The organism is Blautia luti, from assembly GCF_033096465.1.
Classification (GTDB): Bacteria; Bacillota; Clostridia; order Lachnospirales; family Lachnospiraceae; genus Blautia_A; species Blautia_A luti.
On record NZ_AP028156.1, the window covers coordinates 160967 to 185000 of the forward strand.

Sequence of the window (24034 nt, forward strand, 5' to 3'; positions counted from 1 at the left end):
TGATCTGAATGACTTAAAAACAGATTTGGAAAAGGCAAAAATCTCCGCGAATCTCCGGGAAAATGAGAAATATCTCAGAGAACGCCTGGAAAACTGCAGCGATATCCTGATCCGTCCTATGAAACTGGGGGATCATCACAAGGTAGACTGCCTGATGGTCTATATCGAAGTTGCAGTTTCCAACATGATGCTGGATGACTCCGCCATCGGCAAAATGATCAACCATTTCTGGGAGATATCCCCGGATCAGATACAGGAATTCGTACGGAATAACAGTCTGGGAATTGCAGATGTAAAGAAACTGAAGGATATGGAAGAAGCCATTTCCGCTCTGCTTACCGGAAATGCGGTCTTCTTTATGGACGGCTATGACAAGGCCATGAAGATTTCCAGCAAAGGATATCCGGGAATGGGTATATCCCAGGCAGAGACAGAGAAAGTACTCCGGGGATCCAAAGAGGGATTTTCAGACAGTGTGAAAAGCAACACTGCCCTTGTGCGCAAGAGACTGCGGGATACCAGGCTGAAGGTGGAAGAATACTATGTGGGCGTCCGTTCTCATACACTGGTGCAGGTTCTGTACATGGATGATCTGGTACATGAAGAACTTCTGACAGAAGTAAAAGAGCGGCTGGAAAAATTCGAGATCGACGGGATCCTGGACAGCGGTATGCTGGAACAGCTTACAGAAGATACCTGGTATTCGCCGTTTCCACAGTATCAGACTACAGAGAGACCTGACCGGACTGTGCAGGAGATCCTCAACGGAAAGGTAGCAGTACTGTGTGACAATTCCCCGGAAGCATTGATCCTGCCGGGAAATTTCAACAGTTTTATGGAAAGCAGCGAAGACTGGTATCACAGGTTTGAGATGGCATCGTTTCTTCTGCTCCTGCGGTATCTGGCAGTGCTCATGACCACGATACTGCCCGGGCTTTATCTGGCGGTGATCCGTTTCCATACACAGGTCCTGCCCACCAATCTGATCCTGTCCTTCGCAGAAGCCAGGGAAGGAGTGCCGTTCTCCAGCGTTGTGGAACTGATCTTCCTGGAACTGTCATTTGAACTGATCCGGGAGGCAGGAGTGCGAATACCGGGCTCTCTGGGAAACGCCATAGGGATCGTAGGCGGCCTGGTGATCGGCCAGGCTGCGGTGGAAGCGAATCTTGTGAGTCCCATCGTGGTGATGATCGTGGCGCTTACGGAGCTGGGATCGCTGGTAGTACCCAGTGAGGAGTTTGCTTCGGCGTTTCGGTTGTTGAAGTATGGGTTTCTGATTTTGGGTGGTTATTTGGGAATTTATGGGATGGCGTTGGGGGCGTATGTTACTGTTGGGCATTTGGCGGGGTTGTTGAGCTTTGGAGTACCTTACCTGGGGGTGGCCAATGGGGACGGTGTTTGGCGGCTTCCTTTCCGTATGAGGAAAATGCGTCCGCTGTATGCCCGGAAAGAACAGCGTATCCGGCTGAAAGAACGGAACAGAAAGGAGAAAAGCCAATGAAATTCGCTGAGAATAACAGGATTTCCCACAGACAGCTGTACAGACAGATCATTCTGAGTCTGGCTGCACCTTTTCTGCTGTGTATGTCGGGGAAAGACTGGCCTTATGCCAGCGGCGGTCTGGATGACGGGAATGGACTGCTGGGGCTGGTGCTTGCCCTGGTGGTGCTTGGATTTTATGTCGTTTTTCTCATCAGGCTTGAGCCGTATTTCGGGGATCTGACGAAGGCAGCAGGAGGATTTTCGGGCCGAGTGATTGGGGCTTTTTTCCTGGTGTTCGTGCTGCTGGCAGGAGGTTATCTTCTGACAGTGATCGCTGATCTGGTTCCCGTAAGCCTGGTTACAGGGATTTCCGGGAACTGGATTGCTTTCTGGGCGGTGCTTGCATGTGGGGCAGGTACCTGCAGGGGAATGCAGCGCAGAGGCAGGATGGCAGAGGTGTCAGGGGGATTTCTCCTGGGAGGCATCCTGCTTATGATGGCTCTGTGTATCCCTCAGGGCAAGGCTGTGTATCTGGAAGAAATGACAGAAACCTGGAACCTTTCGGCAGGGTCTGTTATAGAAAAGATGTATGGTACCTTGTGCGCTTTTTCTGTGATCGGATTGCTGCCATTTGCGCTGGGGGATGTGGAGAAATATGGAAGCGCGGGTAAGGCAGTAACGGGCGGGATTGTTACTGCAGGGGGGATCCTGGCAGGGATGAAGATCCTCATGCCGGCAGTTCTGGGAATGGACAGAGTGCGGGCAGAGGAGTATCCGGTTCTGCCCCTGTTGGATGGAGCAGATCTTCCGGGAAATGTGCTGGCCAGATTCGATGTGCTGTGGATGGGATTTCTGCTGTACAGCCTGCTTTTCGCCCTGGGAAGCCTGATGCATTACGGACACCAGATCATCCGCAGGGCACATCTGGGAACCGGGCGGGTATGGATGGCGGCTGTGATGTGGCTGCTTTCACAGATATCCATTGGAGGGCTGGAGATCCGACAGTATTTCCTATGGTATCTCAGCTACATTTTCCTGCCGGGACTTCTGATCTGCCAGGTTTATGTGTATCTGAGAGGCAGGGGGCGTTACAGGAAAAAGACAGCAGCGTTATCTCTGTTTCTGGTCTTCAGTCTGTTTCTGGGTGGCTGTGGCTCGGCTGTGGAACCGGAGAAAAGGATGTATCCTCTGGCAGTGGGAGTGGACGCTTCTGCAGAAGGCATTCTGGTCAGCTATGGAATGCCGGATCTTTCCCAGAGTACAGGACAGGGGAAAGAGGAAGAGGATGGCAGTACCCGGGTGCTGCAGATCAGCGGCAGCGATTTCCGTGAAATTGAACAGATCTATGACCGTTCCCAGGAGAAATTTCTGGATATGGGACATGTTCAGGTGTTTGTTCTGGGACAGACGATCCTGGAGGACGGAAGATGGAGGATGGTGCTGGAATATCTGAAACAGGAACCTTTTACAGGGGAGGATATTTATGTTTTCGTCACATCTCAGGCACAGGAAGTCCTGAAATGGCAGGGAGAAAATAATTCCAGTGCAGGGGAATATATTACAGGTCTGATGGAGAACCGGATGTCAGAGCAGAGAAATCAGGCGGTGACGCTGCGGGATGTATTTTACAGGTGGTATAAAGAGGATTCGCTGCCTGTGCTGCCGCGGATCACGGTGACAGATTCTTCTCTGGAGATTACAGGTCTTGGATAAACTGGTGAAAACTGAATAAAAACAGGAAAATCTGTCCATGATAGAAAAGAACAGTAGTAAGAGAATAACAGGAGATCCAGGCATGCGTAAAAGAAATAGAAAAGATTTGCCTGGACAGAAAAGGAGCGCGTCAATATCATGGACAGAATAAATGACAAACATATTCAGGAGAAAGGCCACAGAGCAGACTGCAGAAAAAAACAGCAGGGAACCAGAATAAAAGCTGCATTGCTTGCAGGACTGGCAGGCGCTGTTCTGGCGAACACTTTTCCCGGACAGATAAGAAATCTGGCAGTACAGCACAGAGAACAGGCGGCAGTATCTGCATGGTGGGGAACCATTTACCCGAAATTCTGCTTTGCTGATGCGAAAAAAGACGGAAAAGGCAGTGTAAAGATTTCCTTGTGGCTTGCACAGGCTCTTGATTGGTGATAAAATAATCAAACAATCAAAAAAGAGATGGAGAGAAATCGATGAAGATAGACAGAGATGCACCGGTAGGTGTATTCGACTCCGGTGTGGGAGGACTGACGGTTGCCCGTGAGATCATGCGCAATCTTCCTTCCGAGAAAATTGTATATTTCGGTGATACGGCGAGAGTTCCATACGGAAGTAAGTCGAAGGAGACAGTCATCCGGTATTCCCGCCAGATCATACGGTTTCTGCAGGAACAGCAGGTGAAGGCTATTGTGGTTGCGTGCAATACAGCCAGCGCCTTTGCACTGGATACAGTGAGGGACGAATTCGATATTCCGATCATCGGTGTGATCGAATCAGGAGCGAAAGTGGCAGCTGCCCGGACACGGAATAAGCGTGTGGGAATTATTGGGACAGTGGGGACGGTGGGCAGTGGCATTCATGCCCAGTACCTGAAGAAGCTGGATCCGGGGATTACGGTTTTCGGAAAAGCCTGCCCGCTGTTTGTACCGCTTGTGGAAGAAGGATGGCTTCATGACCCGGTAACTGTGGAAGTGGCATCCAGGTACCTGAAAGAACTGCAGGATAAAGATGTTGACACGCTGATCCTGGGATGTACCCATTACCCGCTGATCCGTTCTACAATACGTCAGGTGATGGGGGAAGAGGTATGTCTCGTAAATCCGGCATATGAAACAGCCCTGGAGCTGGGTAAGCTTCTGGAAGAACAGGGGCTGTCCAGTACCGGAACAGAACAGAAGGAATTTCCATATCGTTTCTATGTAAGTGATCTGGCAGATGAGTTTAAGGAATTTGCCAATTCCATACTTCCCTATGATGTGGAAATGACGAAGAAGATTGATATTGAGAAATATTAGGAGCAGAAAGATGGATAAAGAAGTATTGATTCATGTGAGAGGGCTTCATATGATGGAAGAGGACGGAGAGCAGGAACCTGTGGAGATTGTTGTACCAGGCGAGTATTATTTCCGCAATGGCAGCCATTACCTGCGTTACGAGGAAATCCTGGAAGACTTTTCCGAACCTACGATCAACTACATAAAAATATCCCCGAAGGGAATAGAAGTCCGCAAAAAAGGAATTGTAAATGTACACATGGTTTTCGAACAGGGAAAGAAAAATATGACTTATTATACCACTCCTTACGGAACCATAGAGATGGGGATCGCGGCTACCAATATGAACCTGAAAGAAGATGAAAGCGGCCTGAACATGAAGGTGGATTATGCACTGGATATGAACCAGGAGCATGTGGCAGACTGCTGTCTGGCAATTCAGGCTCAGCCGAAGAACTGCAAGAACTTTACATTATAAAATACCGTAATGTGGAAATAACAGAAAACAGACTGTAACCGGATATGATAGTCAGGTAAACAGTCTGTTTTTATTTTACGTTTATGATTATTTTTCTTTTTTAAAGCGTGCAAAGAAACCTTTCTTCTTGGCTGGCTTGGTTTCCAGGGAACCACGGATTCCTTTGACTCCTACGATATAAAGACCGCTGACTTCTGCCTTGATCTCCTTTTTTACCGGGATGAGGTCGAAAACTTTCTCATCTGCGATCAGGATAGAGATCTTCGGGCCAACTTTCGCTTTAACGATCGGAAGCTTGGAACGGCGCATGATCTTAGGCGTTTGGTCAATGACCATCTGAGGAAGGCCGGATTCTTTCAGAGGCATCCTCTTTTTATCGATAACCAGCATGGAAATTGTCTGTTTGGTAGCTTCGATCTGAGCCTGCTGTTCTTCCTGTTTCTTCTGAGCTTTTTTGCCGAAGAAATATAAACCGATCAGTGCAGCGATCAGAATAACAAGAATGACCAGAAGGACTATTGTTACTGTACTCATTTGCATCCTCCTAATATGTGTAATAGTAAACATTGCATACATTTCATTTTATCATTAAATAGAAGAAAAGGCAATTGAATTAATGGAATTATTGGGATAAAAATGGTAGAAATTTATATTGTAACAGGTTATAATTGAGGCAGACACCAGTTCGAGAGGATAGAATGTCCGGGAAAGGTCATACTATCTTTATCCGATAGATAAAGGAGATCAGATATGAGTGAAAAGAAGCCTGACTCTGAAACAACAGAGGAGAGACTTTCAGAAAAAATCAGCATACAGACAGAAGAGATAAAGGCAGAGATCCAGGACAAGAGGGAATCTGCAGAAGATACAGCAGAACCGCCGGCAGCGGAACCGGAGAATGCAGAAGAAACAAAGTCTGCAGAAGAAACAGGATCAGCAGAGGAGAGTTCGGTTTCGAAGGAACAGGTGCAGGAAGAAGAACCGCCGGCAGCAACACAGGATGAAGACTTCTTCTATGATGATGAGAAAGCATATGAGGCCCGGAAAGCAGCGCGTATGGAGCGCCGCCTGAAACAGAAACGCAGAAGGAGAAGAAGGCGTATCATCGGCGGGGTCATCGTGGTGGCAGCCGCAGCTATTGGAATCGGTGTAGGATTCTATGGGGATCAGCTGCAGGCATTTGTGAAGGAACAGCAGGTCCGCATCGCGCAGCTTGCACAGAAGAATACAGAAGCTCAGAAGGAAACAGAAACTGCCCAGACTTCAGCAGAACCTGAGACAGAGACTGAGACAGAAGTAACCCAGGCTCCTGAACAGACTTCCGGTGATGAATTAAGCGCAGATGACAAGAAACTCTACAGAAGAGCGAAACGTTATGCACAGCAGTACGATTATGATAAAGCCATCAAGGTGCTGAAAAGCAGCCCTAATTATAAGATCAGCACGAAGCTGAGAAAAGCAGCGAAAGTCTATAAGAAGAAAAAAGAATCATGTGTATCATGGCCGCTGGATCAGGTCACCCATGTGTTTTATCACACCCTGATCAAAGATACTTCCAAGGCATTTGACGGAGATTACAAATCCGGAGATTATGATCAGGTTATGACTACCATTGATGAATTTAACAAGATCACCCAGAGTATGTACGAGAAAGGATACGTAATGGTCAGCATCTACGATATGGCCACTGTGGATGAGAACGGAAATATGACACCGGGTGAGATCCTTCTACCGGAAGGTAAAATACCGTTTGTGCTTTCTGAGGATGATGTATGTTATTATCATTATATGGATGGTGACGGATTCGCATCCAAACTGGTCGTGGATGATGACGGTAAGGTACGCAATGAATATATCGAAGATGATGGAAGCGTTTCAGTGGGAGACTATGATGTAGTTCCGCTGATCGACCGTTTCGTGGAAGAACATCCGGATTTCTCATATCGGGGAGCCAGGGGAATCGTGGCACTGACGGGATATAATGGAATCCTGGGATATCGTACAGACAGCAGCTATGAGACACGTCCGGATGATCTGGATGCAGATAAAGTACAGTGGCTGGATAACCATCCTGATTTCGACCTGAATACAGAACGTGAAGGTGCCAAGAAGGTTGTGCAGGCCATGAAGAAGGAAGGATGGCTGTTTGCAAGCCATACCTGGGGCCACCAGAATGTAAGCCAGATCAGTTTGGAGAAACTTCAGGCCGATACCCAGAGATTTAAGGAGAATGTAGATCCTCTTATAGGAGGAACGGATATCATTATTTTTGCTTTTGGTGCAGACCTTGCAGGAGCTGAAGATTATTCGGGTGAGAAATTCGAATATCTGAAGAGCCAGGGATATAATTATTTCTGTAATGTAGATTCCAGTCAGTATTTCGTACAGATACGGGATAATTATTTCCGAATGGGAAGAAGGAATCTGGATGGATACAGAATGTATTATAATCCGGAACTGATTTCTGACCTGTTCGATGCACAGGAAGTATTTAATTCTGACAGACCGGTACCTGTACCACCTATGGGTGACAGCAACTAATAAGGAGTAGGAAATGAAGAAAAGAATATATCTTGGCATGCTTGCCCTGTGCCTGGCTTTGACAGCCACGGCATGCGGCAGTAGTAAGGATACGACAGATACAGCTGCAGATACTGCGAAAACGCAGGAGAATACAGAAGATAAGAAAGCTGAAGTAGGAACCGGAAGACTTGTCTCTGTAGAGAATGTAGACAAATATATTACCATTGGAGAATATAAAGGCCTGATACTGGATAATACAGTATCTGCGATTACAGATGAAGATGTGCAGGTGCAGATTAATGAGGATCTGCAGGATAAGGCAGAACCTGTATCGGATGGAGCACAGGAGGGGGATCTTGTAACCATCAATTATACAGGAACCATTGACGGGAAGACTTTTGACAGCGGCACAGCGAATAATTATGATTTCGTTGTAGGCCAGGGGACTATGTTCGATGAATTTGAGCAGGGTGTCATCGGTATGAAGAAAGGTGATACCAAGGAGATCGACATTGATTTTCCATCAGATTACGGTGACAGCACAGTGGCAGGTCAGAATGTATCCTATAAAGTAACTGTGCAGAACGTGCGACGTGCAGCTGAGCTTACAGATGAGTGGGTGGCAAAAAATACCGATTACACCACAGTGGATGAGTATAAAGAGGGTGTCCGTGCCCAGCTTGAGCAGGATGCGAAGGATTCCGCCGAGGAAGTGCTGAAAAGCACAGCCTGGAGCACAGTCCTGGAGAACTCCGAGGTGAAGGAATACCCACAGGAAGACCTGGACAATGCTGTTTCTGAATTTAAATCCAGCATGGAAGTTTATGCGAAACAGGCAGATATGACATTGGAAGAGTTCGTGGAAAGCCAGGGAATCTCCCAGGATGATTTCGACGAGCAGTGCACCCAGTATGCAGAGGGTAAGGTGAAACAGAATCTGATCGTGCAGGGGATCATGGATGCAGAAGGAATTTCCCTGGATGATAAGGAAAGCCTTCAGGTACAGAATGAGCTTGTGAAACAGATGGAAGCAGGAAGCCTGGCAGAACTGGTTTCCACTTATGGTCAGAATTATGTGGATGAATCGGTTGGACTTCTCAGAGTGGAGAAACTGATCGTCGATAATGCCAATGTCAGTGAGAAAGTTTCAGAAGGCGATACAGTAGCTGAGAATGCAGATGCTGTGGCAGACACAGACACCCAGGATGAGGAATCTGTAACAGACCAGGAGATGGAAGAAGAGCTTGGCACAGAGAATGTGGATGGTGCAGAAACGGAATGATTTTGTGAAAGAAAGGCCATTGTATTTCCGAAGTAAATGAGTTATGATTAAATACAGTACGTATTAATTAAAGAAACAAAAAGTAAAAGCGGGGAAAGTAAGGAAATGGATAAGCGGGTCTTGCGCGAGAGAATGCGCAGAAAAAAGCGTCAGATGATGATCCGGCGGTATACGAAATTAGGATTGTATGTAGTCGGCCTGATCCTGGCGGTTGTGTTTGTGATCAGAGGGATCATTGTTCCCATCGCACAACATGTAGCAGGCGGTGGAAGCGGGAAAGAAACAGTACAGGCTCAGGCAGATACAGAGCAGGAGGTTTCAGATCCTAATGCAGCAGTAAGGCAGCCGCTGAAGGGACAGTCAGACACAGATAAGGTATCTGTTGTTACGGCTGGCTGGCATGAGGATGCCAATGGAAAATGGTATCAGAATGCTGATGGTACATATTATGCGAATGGATTTCAGGATATAGACGGAACAACTTATTCCTTCGATGAGAACGGTTATATGCAGACCGGATGGATCACCAAGGGTGTAAATGACTATTATTTCAATGAGGATGGATCTTATGATCCGTCACAGAAGCGTCCGATGCTGGCGCTGACCTTTGATGATGGTCCGGGAGAGTATACAGATGAACTTCTGGACTGCCTGGAGGAGAATAATGCACATGCAACTTTCTTCATGTTAGGACAGAATGTATCTGCATATCCGGATGCACCGAAGCGTATGCTTGAGCTGGGATGTGAGATCGGAAGCCATTCCTGGGATCACACACAGCTGACTACCATAGACATTGATTCCGTTGCGAAACAGTTTACAGATACAGATAACGCACTGATCGACGCATGTGGACAGGCTGCATCTGTTGCGCGTGCTCCATACGGAGATGGAAATTCAGATATTTATAACACAGTAGGCAAGCCGTTCTTCATGTGGTCATTGGATACAGAGGACTGGAAACTGCTGGATGCAGATGGTGATTATAATGCAGTCATGAACGGTGATCTTACAGATGGATCTATCATTCTGATGCATGATATTCATGAGCCGTCAGTACAGGCTGCGTTAAGACTGATCCCGGATCTGATCGCACAGGGATATAAACTGGTAACAGTCAGCGAGATGGCTGAAGCCAAGAATGTAACCCTGCAGAATGCCTGCTATATAGATTTCTGGCAGAGCACTCTTGACAGCGGACAGGTGGCAGGATATCAGGGCAGTACAAGTACAGACGGGGATACTTCAGACAGTACGGATACATCCTCAGACGGCAGTGATTCAAGTGATACATCAGACGATACATCAGACGGAAGTGATACGTCTGATGGAAGTGATTATTCCGATGGATCAGACAGTTATGATGATGGAAGCTCCGATGACGGAAGTTACGACGATGGAAGTTATGATGACAGCAGCTATGACGACGGAAGTTACGACGATGGAAGCTCCGATGACAGCAGTGATGAAGACTATAGCGATGACAGTGGGTACTGATCGTACAGCAGCTGACGGGCTGTTCAGAACAGCCATATAAAAATAACATAGAATTATCTTTAAGAGAGCAGAGAATGTACGAAAATACGGGAATCTGTTCTCTTTGTTTTTACACAAAAAAACTTAAAAAATAACAAAAAAATTGTTGAATATATACAGTATTCGCATTGACGGAAAAGGAACGCATTGGTATAATAAAGGCTATAGAATGACTGAAAGTCAGTTCACATCAGTGGCATGTGAAATAAAGCCAGAAACAAAAGCAGCATATGCTGATGAAGCTGAAAATCAAGGGAGGACTCCAGATGGGTGAAAGTATGAAATTTACGGAATTGGACCAGTATTTATTTGGCCAGGGGACCAATTATGAAGTATATAAGAAACTGGGAGCTCATCCGGTTACATATCGCCGTAGAAAGGGTGTATATTTTGCAGTATGGGCACCGAATGCCCGGTCTGTATCTGTGATCGGAGAGTTTAATAACTGGGATGAAGAAGCAGATCCGATGAAGAAGGTCGGACCGATCGGTGTTTATGAAGTATTTGTGCCGGGAGCGAAGATCGGCCAGCTTTATAAATTTTTTATTGTGGGAGCCCACGGTGAACATCTGTATAAAGCAGACCCATATGCCAATGCAGCAGAGAAACGTCCTGGCACAGCATCCAGAATTACAGATATCACGGATTATAAATGGAAAGATTCCACCTGGATCAAGAACAGAGAGAAATACGATGAGAAGAAAGAAGCCATGGCGATCTATGAGGTACATCCGGGTTCCTGGAAGAAACACTCATGGTCGGAAGATAACGAAGAAGGATTCTACAATTACCGGGAACTTGCCCATTCCCTTACTGACTATGTGAAAGAAATGGGATACACCCATGTAGAACTTATGGGGATCGCAGAGCATCCTTTCGACGGCTCCTGGGGATATCAGGTAACTGGATATTATGCACCAACTTCACGCTATGGAACACCGCAGGATTTCAAATATATGATCGATTATTTCCATCAGCATAAGATTGGTGTTATCCTGGACTGGGTACCGGCCCATTTTCCGAAGGATGCCCATGGATTGGTGAACTTTGACGGAACAGCTGTTTATGAACATGCAGACCCGAGACAGGGAGAACATCCTGACTGGGGAACGAAGATCTATAATTACGGCCGCCCGGAAGTGAAGAATTTCCTGATCGCCAATGCCCTTTACTGGGTGGAAGAGTGCCATGTAGATGGTCTTCGTGTAGATGCAGTGGCTTCCATGCTTTATCTGGATTACGGTAAGAAAGACGGAGAATGGGTAGCCAATAAATACGGTGGAAATAAGAACCTGGAAGCGATTGAGTTCTTTAAACATCTGAATACAGTAGTTCTTGGCAGAAATCACGGAACAGTTATGATCGCTGAAGAATCCACTGCATGGCCTATGGTTACAGGTGATGCAGAGAAGGATGGACTTGGATTCAGTCTGAAGTGGAACATGGGATGGATGAATGATTTCCTGGAATACATGAAGCTTGACCCGTATTTCCGTAAGTTCAACCATAATAAGATGACTTTCTCCATGACCTATGCTTACAGTGAGAGATATGTGCTGGTTCTTTCCCATGATGAAGTGGTGCATCTGAAATGTTCCATGCTGGAGAAGATGCCGGGCGAGATGCCGGATAAATATAAGAATCTGAAGGCAGCATATTCCTTCATGACCTGCCATCCGGGCAAAAAGCTCCTGTTCATGGGACAGGAATTCGGACAGCTTCGTGAATGGAGCGAGGAGAGAGAACTTGACTGGTTCCTTCTGCAGGAACAGCCCCACCAGGATCTCCGGAATTATGTGAAAGATCTTCTTACTATTTATAAGAAATATCCTGCATTATATGCCACAGACAATGATCCTGAGAGCTTCGAGTGGATCAATGCCAATGACGGAGACAGAAGTATTTTCAGCTTCATAAGGAAATCACCTACTAAGAGAAACAACATCCTCTATGTGGTAAACTTCACACCTGTAGACCGTCCGGATTACAGAGTAGGAGTTCCGAAACAGAAGCAGTACAAGCTGATCATGGATGAGCACGGACTGATACAGCCGAAAACATTTAAAGCAGCAAAACAGGAATGCGACAACCGCCCATATTCTTTCGCATATCCCATTCCTGCTTACGGAGTTGCTGTATTTGTATATTAACAGACGGGAAAAAACCGGAGTTATTTGCGAAACGCCGTACGGAAGTATGAATAATGCATAAAATTCGTGCAAAATAAATAATTGCTTTTTCATATGAATTGCGTTATAATGAGCGCGAAAACAACGAGATGAATGAAAAGTGCATGTTGAAAGGAGAACAGACATGAAAGTATCCAACATTAAAGATATCGAGAAATTTTTTGACGTAGTAGACAGCTGCGAAGGCAGAGTAGAATTAGTTACAGGCGAAGGCGACAGACTGAACCTTAAATCTAAATTATCCCAGTATGTATCTCTGGCAAACATCTTCTCAGGTGGAGAGATTCCGGAACTTGAGATCGTTGCATATGAGAAAGAAGACATCGATAAATTAATGAGCTTCATGATCAACGGTTGATCATTGAAATACATTTGGGGGCATGATATAGTCATGTCCCCTTATTTGACGTAGAGAAAAAGGAGAAATAGATTATGGCTACAAAAATTGATATTATTTCCGGTTTTCTGGGTGCAGGTAAAACTACACTGATCAAGAAACTTCTGAAAGAAGCATTTGGTGATGAGCAGGTGGTATTGATCGAGAATGAATTCGGTGAGATCGGTATTGACGGCGGTTTCCTGAAAGAAGCAGGAATTGAGATCCGTGAGATGAACTCCGGATGTATCTGCTGCTCTCTGGTCGGTGACTTCGGTACTTCCCTGAAGGAAGTTGTGGACAAATATCATCCGGACAGAATCCTGATCGAGCCGTCAGGCGTAGGTAAACTTTCTGATGTGATCAAAGCAGTACAGGGCGTTCAGGAAGATGTGGATATCGTGCTGAACAGTTACACAACTGTAGTGGATGCGAAGAAATGCAAGATGTATATGAGAAACTTCGGTGAGTTCTTTAACAATCAGGTAGAATATGCCGGAGCGATCATCATGAGCCGTACAGATATTGTAGATGAGAAGAAAGCACAGCAGGCAATGGAACTTCTCCGTGGCATGAATGAGAAGGCAGCCATCATCACTACCCCGATCGAGAAACTGGATGGTAAGAAGATCCTGGAAGTTATGGAGAAACCGGTATCTCTGGCTGATGAGCTGATGGCAGAAGAAGAGGTTTGCCCGGAGTGCGGACATGTACACGAGCATGGAGAACACCATCACCATGACCATGAAGAGCATGAGCACCATCATGATCACGAAGAGCACGAACATCACCATGGCCACGACCATGACGAATGTGGCTGCGGACACGATCACGATCATGAAGAACATGAGCATCATCACAGCCACGACCATGACGAATGTGGCTGTGGACACGATCATGACCATGAACATCATCACGATCATGAATGCGGCTGTGGACATGACCACCATGCTCATCACCATCATCATGCAGATGAGGTATTCACAAGCTGGGGCCGTGAGACAATTAAGAAATACACCAGAGAAGATCTGGAGAAGAAACTGGAAGCTCTTTCTGCTTCTGAGGATTATGGTATCATCCTTCGTGCCAAGGGTATGCTTCCTGCAGAAGACGGAACATGGATCTACTTTGACATGGTTCCGGAAGAAACAGAGATCCGTGAAGGTGCACCGGAATATACAGGCCGTCTGTGCGTGATCGGTTCCAAGCTGAAAGAAGACAAGCTGTCTGAACTTTTCGGACTGGCCTGACAATCCTGACATTATATAAAATAAAAGCTGTAAAGGAATGAAAATTTATGGATGATATCAGAGTTCCCATTTATTTGATAACAGGTTTCCTGGAAAGCGGCAAGACCACTTTCCTGAACTTCACACTGCAGCAGGACTATTTTTCCATTGATGGAAAAACTCTGCTCATTCTTTGCGAAGAAGGTGAAGAAGAATATGACATGGATAAACTGAAACTCACAAACACAGTTGTGGAAGTGATCGAGGATGAGGAAGATCTTACGCCTCAGCGCCTGGCTGCTATGGATATCATCCATCAGCCGGAGCGTGTTGTGATCGAGTATAATGGTATGTGGCTGGTAAGCAAGTTCGAAGAGATGGAACTGCCGGAAGGCTGGGGTGTTGAACAGCAGATCACCTGTGTAGATGCCACTACTTATCAGGTCTATATGGCAAACATGAAATCACAGTTTATGGACATGATAAAGAATACAGACATGGTAGTCTTTAACCGCTGCAAAGAGGGAGATCCCCTTCCTGCATACAGACGTGGAATTAAAGTAGCAAACCAGGGTGCAGAGGTCATCTTTGAGGATGAAGAGGGTGAACTGGACGACATTTTCCAGGATGAAATGCCCTTTGACATTGATGCACCGGTCATTCAGATTGCGCCGGAAGATTACGGCATCTGGTTTGTGGATGCGATGGACCACCCGGACAAATATGCGGGCAAAACTGTCAATTTCAAGGGCCGCGTTATGAAACCACGCGGAATGGGAAGCAAATTCTTTGTTCCGGGCCGTGTGGCAATGACCTGTTGTGCAGATGACACCACATTCCTGGGATATATCTGCAGAAGTGACAATGCATCTCATATCAAAGAAGGAAGCTGGGTAGATGTGACTGCGAAAGTTGCTTTTGAGTACCGTACAGAATATCAGGATGAGGGCATTGTGCTTTATGCAAGTGAGGCAACACCATGTGAACCACTGAAAGATGAAATGGTATACTTTAACTGATTGCCTGGTATGGCAGCAGTGGACGGAGAGACAATATGTATTTAGTAGCAGGTTTGGGAAACCCGGGGAAGCAGTATGAAGCGACCCGTCATAACATGGGTTTCGATACAATAGATTATCTGATAGAGGAATATAAAGTTCCCCAGGGTGGCGTGAAGTTCAATGCCATGTATGGAAAGACCATGATCGGAGGAGAGAAAGTCATTCTGATGAAACCCCTCTCCTTTATGAACTTAAGCGGCGGCCCCATCCGGGATATGGTCAATTATTTCAAGATCGATCCGGAAACAGAACTGATCGTGATTTACGACGATATTGACCTGGATCCGGGTCAGCTTCGCATCCGTAAGCAGGGAAGTGCAGGCGGACACAATGGTATCAAAGACATTATCCGTCAGCTTGGAACTGAGAAATTCCTCCGTATCAAAGTGGGCGTAGGTGCTAAGCTGAAAGGATGGGATCTGGCAGATCATGTACTTGGCAGATTTTCCACAGAGGATCGTAAACTTGTGGATGAAGCCATCGGGAAAGCAGCGAAAGCTGTGGATATCATGATTGAACAGGGCGCAGATGCAGCCATGAACGAATACAACAGAAAAGTACCTGTACAGAAATAAAACATGCCGGAGGGCATGGAAGAACAGCCGGACAGAAATAAGTCATATAAAAGAAATCGTACAGGGGAGAGAAGCGGTAACTGTCATGAAACATTATGTTGAAACAGATACCGCTTTTTTGCCATCAGAAAGGTTGAAACAGAGAGGTTGATATGAAAGGTTTTTTGGCACCGCTGCAGGGTCTTGCAGAATATGAACAGATATGTGAAAAGAGTAAAAAAAATAAAGGGATCCTTCAGGTTTCAGGATGTCTGGAATCTCAGAAAGCCCATCTGATCTACGGACTTGGACAAACAGCTTCCCGTCGTCTGATCCTGGCGGAAGATGAACGCAGAGCCAGAGAAATCTATGAGGATTATCGCTTCTATGATAAAAAGGTATATTCCTATCCTGCGAAGGATCTGCTGTTTTTCCAGGCGGATATTCATGGGAATCTTCTGATCCGTCAGAGGATGAAAGTAATCAGGGCACTTCTGGAGGAAAAAGATCTGACAGTGGTCACCAGCATTGACGGATGCATGGATTATCTGGAGCCGTTGGAGAAGATCGGGGAGAAGCTGATCCACTATGAAAGTGACAGCACTGTGGATATTGAGAAACTGAAAAGTGCACTGGTAAGCCTGGGCTATGAACGTGTGGGACAGGTGGAAATGCCGGGACAGTTTTCCATCAGAGGCGGCATTATAGATGTTTACTGTCTTACAGAAGAGAATCCCTGGAGGATCGAACTGTGGGGAGATGAGATCGATTCTATCCGAAGTTTCGACGCAGAGAGCCAGCGTTCCCTGGAAAACCTGGATGAGATCACCATTTATCCGGCAGTGGAATACACCGGAGAACAAGGGGTGTCTTTCCTGAATTATTTTCCCCAGGAGGATACCATGGTGTTTCTGGATGAGCCGAACCATCTCACTGAGAAAGGGGAAGCTGTAGAAGAGGAATACCGTCAGAGCCGCCAGCACAGGGAGGAGAAAGGCGGGCAGAATCTGCCTGAGAACTGGATCTGTTCTTTCGAGCAGCTTCAGAAAGAACTGAACAGGAGAAACTGTATTTCTCTCTGTGCTCTGGAACCACGACAGTCCGGCTGGAAGATCCGGGACAAATTTTATCTGGAGGTAAAATCCGTCAGTTCCTATAACAGCAGTTTCGAACTTCTGGTAAAGGATCTTCTTCAGTATAAGAAACAGGGATACCGTATTGCGCTGCTGTCCGGTTCCCGTACCAGGGCAGAACGTCTGGCCGGAGATTTCAGGGAAGAGGGGCTGAATGCTTTCTACGGACAGGATTATGACAGAGAGATCCAGCCCGGAGAGATCATGGTGGTTTACGGTCATGCGAAAAAAGGCTTCGAATATCCGCTGATCAAATTTGCGGTGATGACAGAATCCGACATTTTCGGTCAGGAGCAGAAGAGAAAGAAGAAGAAAAAGAATTATAACGGCAAACGGATCCAGGACTTCGCAGAGTTGTCCATTGGAGATTTCGTTGTTCATGAGAAGCATGGACTGGGAATCTACCGGGGCATTGAGAAAGTGGAGGTGGACAGGATCGTCAAAGATTACATCAAGATTGAATACAAGGGTGGAAGCAATCTTTATATCCTGGCTACGCAGCTGGATTCCCTCCAGAAATATTCCGGCGCAGATACAGCGAAGCCACCGAAGCTGAATAAACTGGGCACCCAGGAATGGAACAAGACCAAAAGCAAAGTCCGGGGAGCGGTAAAGAATATTGCGAAGGACCTGGTGGAACTTTATGCCGCAAGGCAGGAGAAAGAGGGATATGTCTGCGGACCGGATACGGTATGGCAGAAGGAGTTCGAGGAAATGTTCCCGTATGAGGAAACAGAGGATCAGCTCAGTGCCATCGAGGATGCCAAGAGGGATATGGAGAGTACGAAGATCATGGACCGTCTGATCTGCGGAGATGTGGGATACGGAAAAACGGAAGTAGCTCTGCGTGCTGCATTTAAAGCTGTGCAGGAGAGCAGACAGGTGGCATATCTTGCCCCTACTACCATTCTGGCGCAGCAGATTTATAATACATTTTCCCAGAGGATGAAGGAATTTCCGGTACGTGTGGAACTTCTCTGCCGTTTCCGCACTCCTGCCCAGCAGAAAAAGGCCATCGAGGATCTGAAAAAAGGTCAGGTGGATGTGATCATCGGAACCCACAGGATCCTGTCGAAGGACGTGCAGTTTAAGAATCTGGGACTGCTGATCATAGATGAGGAGCAGCGTTTCGGCGTAACCCATAAAGAGAAGATCAAACAGCTGAAAAAAGATGTAGATGTACTGACTCTGACAGCTACTCCCATTCCCCGTACTCTTCATATGAGCCTTATCGGGATCAGGGATATGAGTGTTCTGGAAGAGCCGCCTATGGATCGAATGCCCATTCAGACTTATGTAATGGAATATGATGAGGAAACTGTACGGGAAGCTATTAACCGTGAACTGCGCAGGGGCGGCCAGGTTTATTATGTATACAATCGTGTGACAGATATTGCGGATGTGGCACTGCGTATTGCGAAACTGGTGCCGGATGCCCGGGTGGATTTTGCCCATGGACAGATGAGCGAGAGAGAACTGGAAAATGTAATGTACAGTTTCGTAAACGGTGACATCGATGTGCTGGTTTCTACCACTATCATTGAGACGGGACTGGATATCTCCAATGTAAATACCATGATCATCCATGATTCGGACAGATACGGACTTTCCCAGCTCTATCAGCTTCGTGGAAGGATCGGGCGTTCCAACAGGACTGCCTATGCGTTCCTGATGTACAGGCAGAATATGATGCTGAAAGAGACTGCAGAGAAGCGTCTGTCCGCGATCAGGGAATATACAGATCTGGGAAGCGGATTTAAGATCGCCATGCGTGACCTGGAACTTCGTGGTGCAGGAAATCTTCTGGGAGCCCAGCAGCATGGACACATGAATGCCGTAGGATATGACCTTTACTGCAAAATGCTCAGTGAAGCGGTCAAAGAAGCCAAGGGAATCCATACAATGGAAGATTTCGAGACTTCTATAGACCTGAACGTGGATGCCTATATTCCAGACAGCTATATCAGCAACGAATTTCAGAAACTGGATATTTACAAACGTATTGCAGGGATTGAGAATCAGCAGGATTATGATGACATGCTGGAAGAGCTTCTGGATCGTTTCGGGGAACCGGGCAAAGCAGTCCTGAATCTTCTGGCTGTGGCGAAGCTGAAAGCCATTGCGCATCAGGGCTATGTAACGGAGATCAAACAGATGGGCAAAGAAGTCAGAATCACTCTTTATGAGAAAGCGAAACTGAATCCTGAGGGAATCCCGGTGCTGATGCAGAAATACAGGCGGGGACTGCAGTTTAAGAATGAACAGGAACCGAAATTTATCCTGGAACCACAGGGAAACTTCATCCAGGCGCTGACAGATTTCGCCCAGGAGCTGGAAAAACTGGCAGAATCGTGATAAATGTGTGAATTGAAGCACATATTTAGGAAATTACTTGCCCTGTGAGGAAAAAAAGTTTATACTCTAATAATAGCACAGTCCGGAAGTGCGTCCGGGCTGAATAATGGAAGAAGGCTGTAACATAAAATTTCAGCTAAACATGGAGGAAGAAATGAAAGAAATGATAAAAAGAACAGCCGTTGTGACACTGGCTGGTGTTATGGCAGCAGGAATGCTTACCGGCTGTGGAAGTAAAACATTAGATGGAACAAAGACAGTAGCAACGATCGATGGAACAGATATTCCGCTGGGTATCGTAAGCCTGTATGCACGCCAGCAGCAGGAGCAGACCACTGCCATGTATTTAAGTTTCATGGGAAGTGCAGACAATATCTGGGATACTTCTGATGATTCCGGTGAGACATATGGCGAGCAGGCAGTAGACAGCAGCCTGAAAGCAGTAGAACTTATGTATCTTCTGAAAGAGAAGGCCGCTGATTATAACGTAGAGATAACAGATGATGAAGAAACTGCCATTGCAGACGCTGCATCACAGTTTATGTCTGATAACAGCGAAGAAACCATTAAGGAACTGGGTGTTACCGAAGATCAGGTAAAGACACTTCTGGAACTCCGCACCATCCAGCAGAAGACTCATGATTCCATCGTAGCAGAAGGAAACATCACAGTATCTGATGACGAAGCAAATCAGTCCTCCTTCACCTATGTCAGCATCTCCACAAGCGGTGATGACATAACTGATGACGAGAAGGCTGAGAAGAAAGAGCAGGCACAGGAGATCCTGGATAAGATGAAAGAGGATCCGACTGCTGATATGAGTGAAGTAGCGAAAGAAGTAGATGACAGCTATTCTGCAGTACAGGGTAACTTTACTGTGAAAGAAAGCGATGATGAAGATGAAGACGAAGACAGCTCCGCATATCCGGAAGAGGTTCTGACAGTGCTTCGCGGACTGACAGAGGGAGAAGTTGCATCTGACATTATTGAGACAGATACAGGATATTATGTAGTAAGACTGGATAAGGTTCTGGATGAAGATGCCACAGCATCCAAGAGAGAATCTCTGAAAAGCTCCAAAGAGGAAGACTATTATACAGAAACGACAGACGGATGGCTGGACGACGCAGATGTGAAAGAAGTTAAGAAAGTTCTTAAGACTCTGAAGATCACAGACAGTCACACATTTACAGCGCCGACTGCCACACCGACACCGGAAGTGACAGAGGAACCGGAAGCCACAGAGGCACCAGCAGCAACAGAAACACCGGAAGCAACAGAGACACCGGAAGCAACAGAAACACCAGCAGCTACTGAGACACCGGAAGCAACAGAAACACCGGAAGCTGCTGAGACACCAGCAACAACAGAAACACCGGCACCAACAGCTACACAGGCTGCGAAATAATCAGGACAAATAATTTACAGAATAAAAACGCATGATCATCGAAAAGTGATGGTCATGCGTTTTTTTGATCACTGAATGATGTGAAGTTATGGTTTTATTGCGGACAATTGCCGGACTGCCGGAGTGGTTATGCCGTTGAGACAGCCTGTCGCAGTCAGATTTTCAGAAAATAACAGTATTACGTCCGTGGGTCTTTCCATAATATAATTTCTCATCAGCCTGTTTTATCAGTGCGGAAAGGTCAGAGGAATAATCATATTCTTCTACTCCGAAAGTCATAGTGATATGCAGGGCAGTATCTTTATATACGATGGGATGGTAGCTGACAGACATTTTAATATCATTGATCAGTGTGCTGGACTGATCCAGGTTAACATACGGGAAGAAGAACAGGAATTCTTCACCGCCCCAGCGGCAGACATGCCCTTTTCCCATGGTTTTATCTTTAAATAAAGCGGAAAGCTCCTGCAGTACCAGGTCTGCAGTACCAGGTCACCGCAGTCGTGACCATACGTGTCATTTACTGATTTGAAGAAATCGATATCACCGATGGCAATGCAGAAAATTTCATTGGGATTGGCTGCAATGTGATTATCCAGGATTTCTTCCATCCGACGCCTGTTATATAAACCGGTCAGAGGATCTGTACCTGCCTGCTGACGCAACTCCATATTGTAAAGGAGCAGATGTTTCTCCGCTTTCTGGAGGTTCGTACTGAAGGTGATACAGATCACACCCATGATCACGAAGGATAAAATTGTATTTACAACCTGTAAGATCAGCATTTGCCCGGTGCTTAACGGATAGATCACCGGATAGGTCTGGCAGTGGAAAAACAAAGCCATACGCAGCAAAAACAGAAATACAGTAAATGTGATCTTCGTAAAAAAGGTATCATATACGGAAAACATGGACATAAGCATCAGCGGCATGATAAAGTTGGTGCCGCCACAGTTCCATCCGTAGAAGTAGATAAAATATGAAATCCATCCTGCAGAGATGATTACATAAAACAGGAAATTCCATCGTACCCAGAGATGGTCAATCCCGTATCTGGCCACAAGTGTTCCGATGAGCCAGAAGAAAACAGGAATGCAATTGGCAGGATATCCGAAAGCTGCCATACAGAGGATGAAAATTCCGAAATATATAATAAAAACATTGTAGGATCGTTTCATTGCCAGGGAAAAATATACAGGTGATATTTCTCCGTCATATTTATGATTAACTAATTTCATAAGTGAAGTCCTTAGTATATGTAGTGAGCCAGCTTGTCGGCACACTAGATCAGATGGAAATGTTTCAGTGCATTGGCAATTCCATCTTCCTCTATATTGGTAGTCTGGTACGTACAATGAGGAAGAATCTTCGGATCTGACTGCCCCATTGCAATGCTGGTTCCGGCGAACTGAAGCATCGGAAGATCGTTGGTGCTGTCTCCGAATGCGAAAGTATCTTCTATGGACACTCCCAGATGATCTGCCAGGAACTGGATTCCGGTAGCTTTACTGTATTCTTTCTGGGTCAGTTCCCAGGCTGCGTCTTCATGTACGAAGCAGATGAAATGCTGGTCTGCAAATGCGCGGAAAGCTTCTGTATCTGCTCCAGGAACCGGAAATGCCAGAAATTTGTCGAAAGTGAATGTGTGATAAACCTCCGGGCTGTAGAGAGAAAGATCCTCCACAGCAGTTTCAACTTTTAATTGTGCAATGGCATCAGGAAGAGCTTTGGCTGCACCGTCATACAGGATTTTGTCCGGACGTTCGAAAAATGCGGGCATTTGACACTGGCGAAGCCTTTCTACAGTTTCCCTGCACAGTTCGTTGGGATTGGAACTGGAGAAGAGAAGTTCTCCGTTCATGTAGATCTGGCTTCCACAGCCACATACATATCCATCGAAATCCATCTCTTTGATCATACTGGAAATCATGGCGTAGGTGCGCCCGGAATTGATAAAAAGGAGATGCCCGTTAGCCCGGGCTTCCTTTAACGCCTGACGTGTACTGTCAGGGACTTTCCATGGATAAGGGGTCAGCAGAGTTCCGTCAATATCAAAAAATAAAAGTTTACGTGTATTATTCTTCATAAATGTCATCCTCTTCAGAAGTTCTTTCACCTGTATGTACGCGGATGCCATTTAATTCTACATTATCCTCCATAGGGATCACCAGACATTTGCGTCCGTCGATGATCCTGGTTTCCACCAGATCTGCGCGTTCAGGATCTACGTGGATCACCACGTCAGGAGTTTTGATCTCGAAACGGCGGGTATTGGTGATATTAGAAGCAACCAGAGAAGATTTTTCTCCGGCAGTGATCTCGTACTGCTCGTCAAAGGACTGGAGTTTATCATCCTCCACGCCGCATTCTTCGAAGAGACGCCTGACTTCAGACTTCGTCAGAACTACAGGTTCCGGTTCATCTTTCTGGGATTCGATCAGTTCGTTTAATTTCTCATGAATATTTAAAACTGTGTCATATTTACAATCATCTCCCAATGTATCCTCTACCAGGGCGTTAAAAGAATCACGCTGTCCGCCTGCAGACAGAGGAGCAGTACAGCCCAGAAGCTCGTCGATAAAAATGTCCCGAAGCTCGTTGGTATTCTTACTATAATAAAGAACACCGTGAATATCGGTACTTCTGTCGTTAAACTGCGGGAAAAGGAATGCCACGTCCGGCATTTCCACGATCCAGTCGCGGATACGGTCCTGGATGCTGTTTGTCTCTGCGTTGTAACAAAGGCCGGCTTTGGATAATTTCACAGGGCAGATACAGCACATAATGTGGTCATAGATTTCGTCGGATGCATCGAACATCTCAGCACCGTCGGAAGATTTGCCCGGGATATCATAGACCCCGTGGATCAGAATGATATAGTAATTCTCCGGGTAATCATAAGTCTCAATGATCCTGTCATAAAAACTCTCAATCAGGGCATCGTCTGTAAGTTTGCTCTCGCGCAGCTTCATAAGGAAATGCTGTGTACCTCCCTCGGTCTCCTGATCCAGCGGAAATTCCATATTCATCAGATTCTTCCCGATGGTTCCGGACAGGGATTTGCGGAAAATCTCAAAATATTTAAACATTTCCTCCTCAGAAAGAGAAAGAAATGCTTCTTTTAATTCAGTCTTTTTATTCTTCTCTCCATCCACGTAACATCCACAGATACGGGTAATAGAGCAGTTTTCCGGGGTAAACTGTTTCTTGATCTCGGAAATTTCTTTTTTATTCATATAATGAAACACCTCGTAGTTAATTTACTTAATATTATAGCTCAGTTTGGAAAAAGGGGCAAGGATGAAGTAGTGCATTTTCTGGATACAGGTGTTATAATTAGAAAAAACGCGCACAGGAGGAATACATATGAACGAAACATTAAAAACACTGCTGGAACGCAGAAGCGTACGTGGGTATAAAGAAGACCTGGTACCTGCAGAG

At 46.0% G+C, this 24034-nt stretch carries 21 protein-coding genes (1 of these 21 only partly in view); 16 read left to right on the forward strand and 5 right to left on the reverse strand.

Annotated elements, in window-relative coordinates:
- Nucleotides 1-25 precede the first annotated feature (25 nt).
- The 5 genes from R8695_RS00760 to R8695_RS00780 all read left to right on the forward strand — a co-directional run bounded on the left by R8695_RS00760 (nucleotide 26) and on the right by R8695_RS00780 (nucleotide 4947).
- Nucleotides 26-1501 (forward strand): spore germination protein, encoded by a 1476-nt coding sequence (locus R8695_RS00760; protein ID WP_416385744.1) that lies wholly within the window; start codon nucleotides 26-28, stop codon nucleotides 1499-1501.
- The gene (locus tag R8695_RS00765) at nucleotides 1498-3195 is read left to right on the forward strand and encodes a GerAB/ArcD/ProY family transporter (RefSeq protein WP_154780754.1); all 1698 of its coding nucleotides are present in this window, start codon (nucleotides 1498-1500) and stop codon (nucleotides 3193-3195) included. Before R8695_RS00760 ends, R8695_RS00765 begins: the two co-directional genes overlap by 4 nt.
- Nucleotides 3196-3333: 138 nt before the next feature.
- Complete coding sequence (locus R8695_RS00770) at nucleotides 3334-3627, forward strand: hypothetical protein (RefSeq protein WP_118511833.1); 294 nt, start codon at nucleotides 3334-3336, stop codon at nucleotides 3625-3627.
- A 41-nt stretch (nucleotides 3628-3668) separates the two neighbouring features.
- Nucleotides 3669-4490: a glutamate racemase gene (gene murI, locus R8695_RS00775; protein ID WP_154780753.1), complete on the forward strand. Its 822-nt coding sequence runs from the start codon at nucleotides 3669-3671 to the stop codon at nucleotides 4488-4490.
- Between the two features lie 10 nt (nucleotides 4491-4500).
- Nucleotides 4501-4947 carry a YwiB family protein gene (locus R8695_RS00780; protein ID WP_154780752.1) on the forward strand — a complete coding sequence of 149 codons (447 nt, stop codon included), beginning with the start codon at nucleotides 4501-4503 and terminating at the stop codon, nucleotides 4945-4947.
- An 87-nt stretch (nucleotides 4948-5034) separates the two neighbouring features.
- Here the strand turns inward: R8695_RS00780 and R8695_RS00785 are convergent, their stop codons facing one another.
- Complete coding sequence (locus tag R8695_RS00785) at nucleotides 5035-5481, reverse strand: hypothetical protein (RefSeq protein WP_118511839.1); 447 nt, start codon at nucleotides 5479-5481, stop codon at nucleotides 5035-5037.
- A 216-nt stretch (nucleotides 5482-5697) separates the two neighbouring features.
- Between R8695_RS00785 and R8695_RS00790 the strand changes: the two genes are divergently transcribed.
- The 10 genes from R8695_RS00790 (at nucleotide 5698) to R8695_RS00835 (ending at nucleotide 20593) form a co-directional block, all read left to right on the forward strand.
- Nucleotides 5698-7488 carry a polysaccharide deacetylase family protein gene (locus tag R8695_RS00790; protein WP_308418861.1) on the forward strand — a complete coding sequence of 597 codons (1791 nt, stop codon included), beginning with the start codon at nucleotides 5698-5700 and terminating at the stop codon, nucleotides 7486-7488.
- Nucleotides 7489-7501: 13 nt separating this feature from the next.
- Complete coding sequence (tig, locus tag R8695_RS00795) at nucleotides 7502-8752, forward strand: trigger factor (RefSeq protein ID WP_154780751.1); 1251 nt, start codon at nucleotides 7502-7504, stop codon at nucleotides 8750-8752.
- A 105-nt stretch (nucleotides 8753-8857) separates the two neighbouring features.
- Nucleotides 8858-10249 (forward strand): polysaccharide deacetylase family protein, encoded by a 1392-nt coding sequence (locus tag R8695_RS00800; RefSeq protein WP_154780750.1) that lies wholly within the window; start codon nucleotides 8858-8860, stop codon nucleotides 10247-10249.
- A gap of 305 nt (nucleotides 10250-10554) precedes the next feature.
- A complete protein-coding gene (glgB, locus tag R8695_RS00805; protein ID WP_154780749.1) occupies nucleotides 10555-12438 on the forward strand; it encodes a 1,4-alpha-glucan branching protein GlgB in 1884 nt (627 codons plus the stop codon).
- A 163-nt stretch (nucleotides 12439-12601) separates the two neighbouring features.
- Nucleotides 12602-12835 carry a polya polymerase gene (locus R8695_RS00810; protein ID WP_118511845.1) on the forward strand — a complete coding sequence of 78 codons (234 nt, stop codon included), beginning with the start codon at nucleotides 12602-12604 and terminating at the stop codon, nucleotides 12833-12835.
- A gap of 74 nt (nucleotides 12836-12909) precedes the next feature.
- Complete coding sequence (locus R8695_RS00815) at nucleotides 12910-14103, forward strand: CobW family GTP-binding protein (protein ID WP_118511847.1); 1194 nt, start codon at nucleotides 12910-12912, stop codon at nucleotides 14101-14103.
- 47 nt (nucleotides 14104-14150) lie between these two features.
- The gene (locus tag R8695_RS00820) at nucleotides 14151-15101 is read left to right on the forward strand and encodes a TIGR03943 family putative permease subunit (protein ID WP_118511849.1); all 951 of its coding nucleotides are present in this window, start codon (nucleotides 14151-14153) and stop codon (nucleotides 15099-15101) included.
- 35 nt (nucleotides 15102-15136) lie between these two features.
- Nucleotides 15137-15718 (forward strand): aminoacyl-tRNA hydrolase, encoded by a 582-nt coding sequence (pth, locus tag R8695_RS00825; RefSeq protein WP_118511851.1) that lies wholly within the window; start codon nucleotides 15137-15139, stop codon nucleotides 15716-15718.
- A gap of 152 nt (nucleotides 15719-15870) precedes the next feature.
- On the forward strand, nucleotides 15871-19185 hold the full coding sequence (mfd, locus tag R8695_RS00830; protein WP_118511853.1) for a transcription-repair coupling factor: 3315 nt from the start codon (nucleotides 15871-15873) through the stop codon (nucleotides 19183-19185).
- A 154-nt stretch (nucleotides 19186-19339) separates the two neighbouring features.
- Nucleotides 19340-20593 (forward strand): peptidylprolyl isomerase, encoded by a 1254-nt coding sequence (locus R8695_RS00835; RefSeq protein WP_154780748.1) that lies wholly within the window; start codon nucleotides 19340-19342, stop codon nucleotides 20591-20593.
- A gap of 162 nt (nucleotides 20594-20755) precedes the next feature.
- Here the strand turns inward: R8695_RS00835 and R8695_RS00840 are convergent, their stop codons facing one another.
- From R8695_RS00840 to R8695_RS00855, 4 genes are read right to left on the reverse strand one after another with little or no spacing between them, the layout of a single operon-like run.
- The gene (locus R8695_RS00840) at nucleotides 20756-21028 is read right to left on the reverse strand and encodes a GGDEF domain-containing protein (protein WP_154780747.1); all 273 of its coding nucleotides are present in this window, start codon (nucleotides 21026-21028) and stop codon (nucleotides 20756-20758) included.
- Complete coding sequence (locus tag R8695_RS00845) at nucleotides 20941-21831, reverse strand: GGDEF domain-containing protein (protein WP_154780746.1); 891 nt, start codon at nucleotides 21829-21831, stop codon at nucleotides 20941-20943. The genes R8695_RS00840 and R8695_RS00845 overlap by 88 nt, the downstream gene beginning before the upstream one ends.
- A gap of 44 nt (nucleotides 21832-21875) precedes the next feature.
- Entirely contained in the window at nucleotides 21876-22679 is an 804-nt protein-coding gene (locus R8695_RS00850) for an HAD family hydrolase (RefSeq protein ID WP_154780745.1), read from the reverse strand.
- A complete protein-coding gene (locus R8695_RS00855) occupies nucleotides 22669-23829 on the reverse strand; it encodes a DUF4317 domain-containing protein (protein WP_154780744.1) in 1161 nt (386 codons plus the stop codon). Before R8695_RS00855 ends, R8695_RS00850 begins: the two co-directional genes overlap by 11 nt.
- Nucleotides 23830-23959: 130 nt before the next feature.
- On the opposite strand from R8695_RS00855, the gene R8695_RS00860 reads away from it, so the two are divergent.
- Nucleotides 23960-24034, forward strand: partial view of a nitroreductase family protein gene (locus R8695_RS00860; RefSeq protein WP_154780743.1) — the 5' end (the start) only. 444 nt of this gene lie beyond the right edge of the window; only the first 75 of its 519 coding nucleotides appear in the window; the start codon lies at nucleotides 23960-23962; its stop codon lies beyond the right edge, outside the window.

What these genes read in the sequence shown, in the direction of transcription:
- R8695_RS00765 (WP_154780754.1), top strand. Translation starts at nt 1,498, where the DNA reads ATGAAATTCGCTGAGAATAACAGGATTTCCCACAGACAGCTGTACAGA.
- R8695_RS00770 (WP_118511833.1), top strand. Translation starts at nt 3,334, where the DNA reads ATGGACAGAATAAATGACAAACATATTCAGGAGAAAGGCCACAGAGCA.
- murI (WP_154780753.1), top strand. Translation starts at nt 3,669, where the DNA reads ATGAAGATAGACAGAGATGCACCGGTAGGTGTATTCGACTCCGGTGTG.
- R8695_RS00780 (WP_154780752.1), top strand. Translation starts at nt 4,501, where the DNA reads ATGGATAAAGAAGTATTGATTCATGTGAGAGGGCTTCATATGATGGAA.
- R8695_RS00785 (WP_118511839.1), bottom strand. Translation starts at nt 5,481, where the DNA reads ATGAGTACAGTAACAATAGTCCTTCTGGTCATTCTTGTTATTCTGATC.
- R8695_RS00790 (WP_308418861.1), top strand. Translation starts at nt 5,698, where the DNA reads ATGAGTGAAAAGAAGCCTGACTCTGAAACAACAGAGGAGAGACTTTCA.
- tig (WP_154780751.1), top strand. Translation starts at nt 7,502, where the DNA reads ATGAAGAAAAGAATATATCTTGGCATGCTTGCCCTGTGCCTGGCTTTG.
- R8695_RS00800 (WP_154780750.1), top strand. Translation starts at nt 8,858, where the DNA reads ATGGATAAGCGGGTCTTGCGCGAGAGAATGCGCAGAAAAAAGCGTCAG.
- glgB (WP_154780749.1), top strand. Translation starts at nt 10,555, where the DNA reads ATGGGTGAAAGTATGAAATTTACGGAATTGGACCAGTATTTATTTGGC.
- R8695_RS00810 (WP_118511845.1), top strand. Translation starts at nt 12,602, where the DNA reads ATGAAAGTATCCAACATTAAAGATATCGAGAAATTTTTTGACGTAGTA.
- R8695_RS00815 (WP_118511847.1), top strand. Translation starts at nt 12,910, where the DNA reads ATGGCTACAAAAATTGATATTATTTCCGGTTTTCTGGGTGCAGGTAAA.
- R8695_RS00820 (WP_118511849.1), top strand. Translation starts at nt 14,151, where the DNA reads ATGGATGATATCAGAGTTCCCATTTATTTGATAACAGGTTTCCTGGAA.
- pth (WP_118511851.1), top strand. Translation starts at nt 15,137, where the DNA reads ATGTATTTAGTAGCAGGTTTGGGAAACCCGGGGAAGCAGTATGAAGCG.
- mfd (WP_118511853.1), top strand. Translation starts at nt 15,871, where the DNA reads ATGAAAGGTTTTTTGGCACCGCTGCAGGGTCTTGCAGAATATGAACAG.
- R8695_RS00835 (WP_154780748.1), top strand. Translation starts at nt 19,340, where the DNA reads ATGAAAGAAATGATAAAAAGAACAGCCGTTGTGACACTGGCTGGTGTT.
- R8695_RS00840 (WP_154780747.1), bottom strand. Translation starts at nt 21,028, where the DNA reads ATGGGAAAAGGGCATGTCTGCCGCTGGGGCGGTGAAGAATTCCTGTTC.
- R8695_RS00845 (WP_154780746.1), bottom strand. Translation starts at nt 21,831, where the DNA reads ATGAAATTAGTTAATCATAAATATGACGGAGAAATATCACCTGTATAT.
- R8695_RS00850 (WP_154780745.1), bottom strand. Translation starts at nt 22,679, where the DNA reads ATGAAGAATAATACACGTAAACTTTTATTTTTTGATATTGACGGAACT.
- R8695_RS00855 (WP_154780744.1), bottom strand. Translation starts at nt 23,829, where the DNA reads ATGAATAAAAAAGAAATTTCCGAGATCAAGAAACAGTTTACCCCGGAA.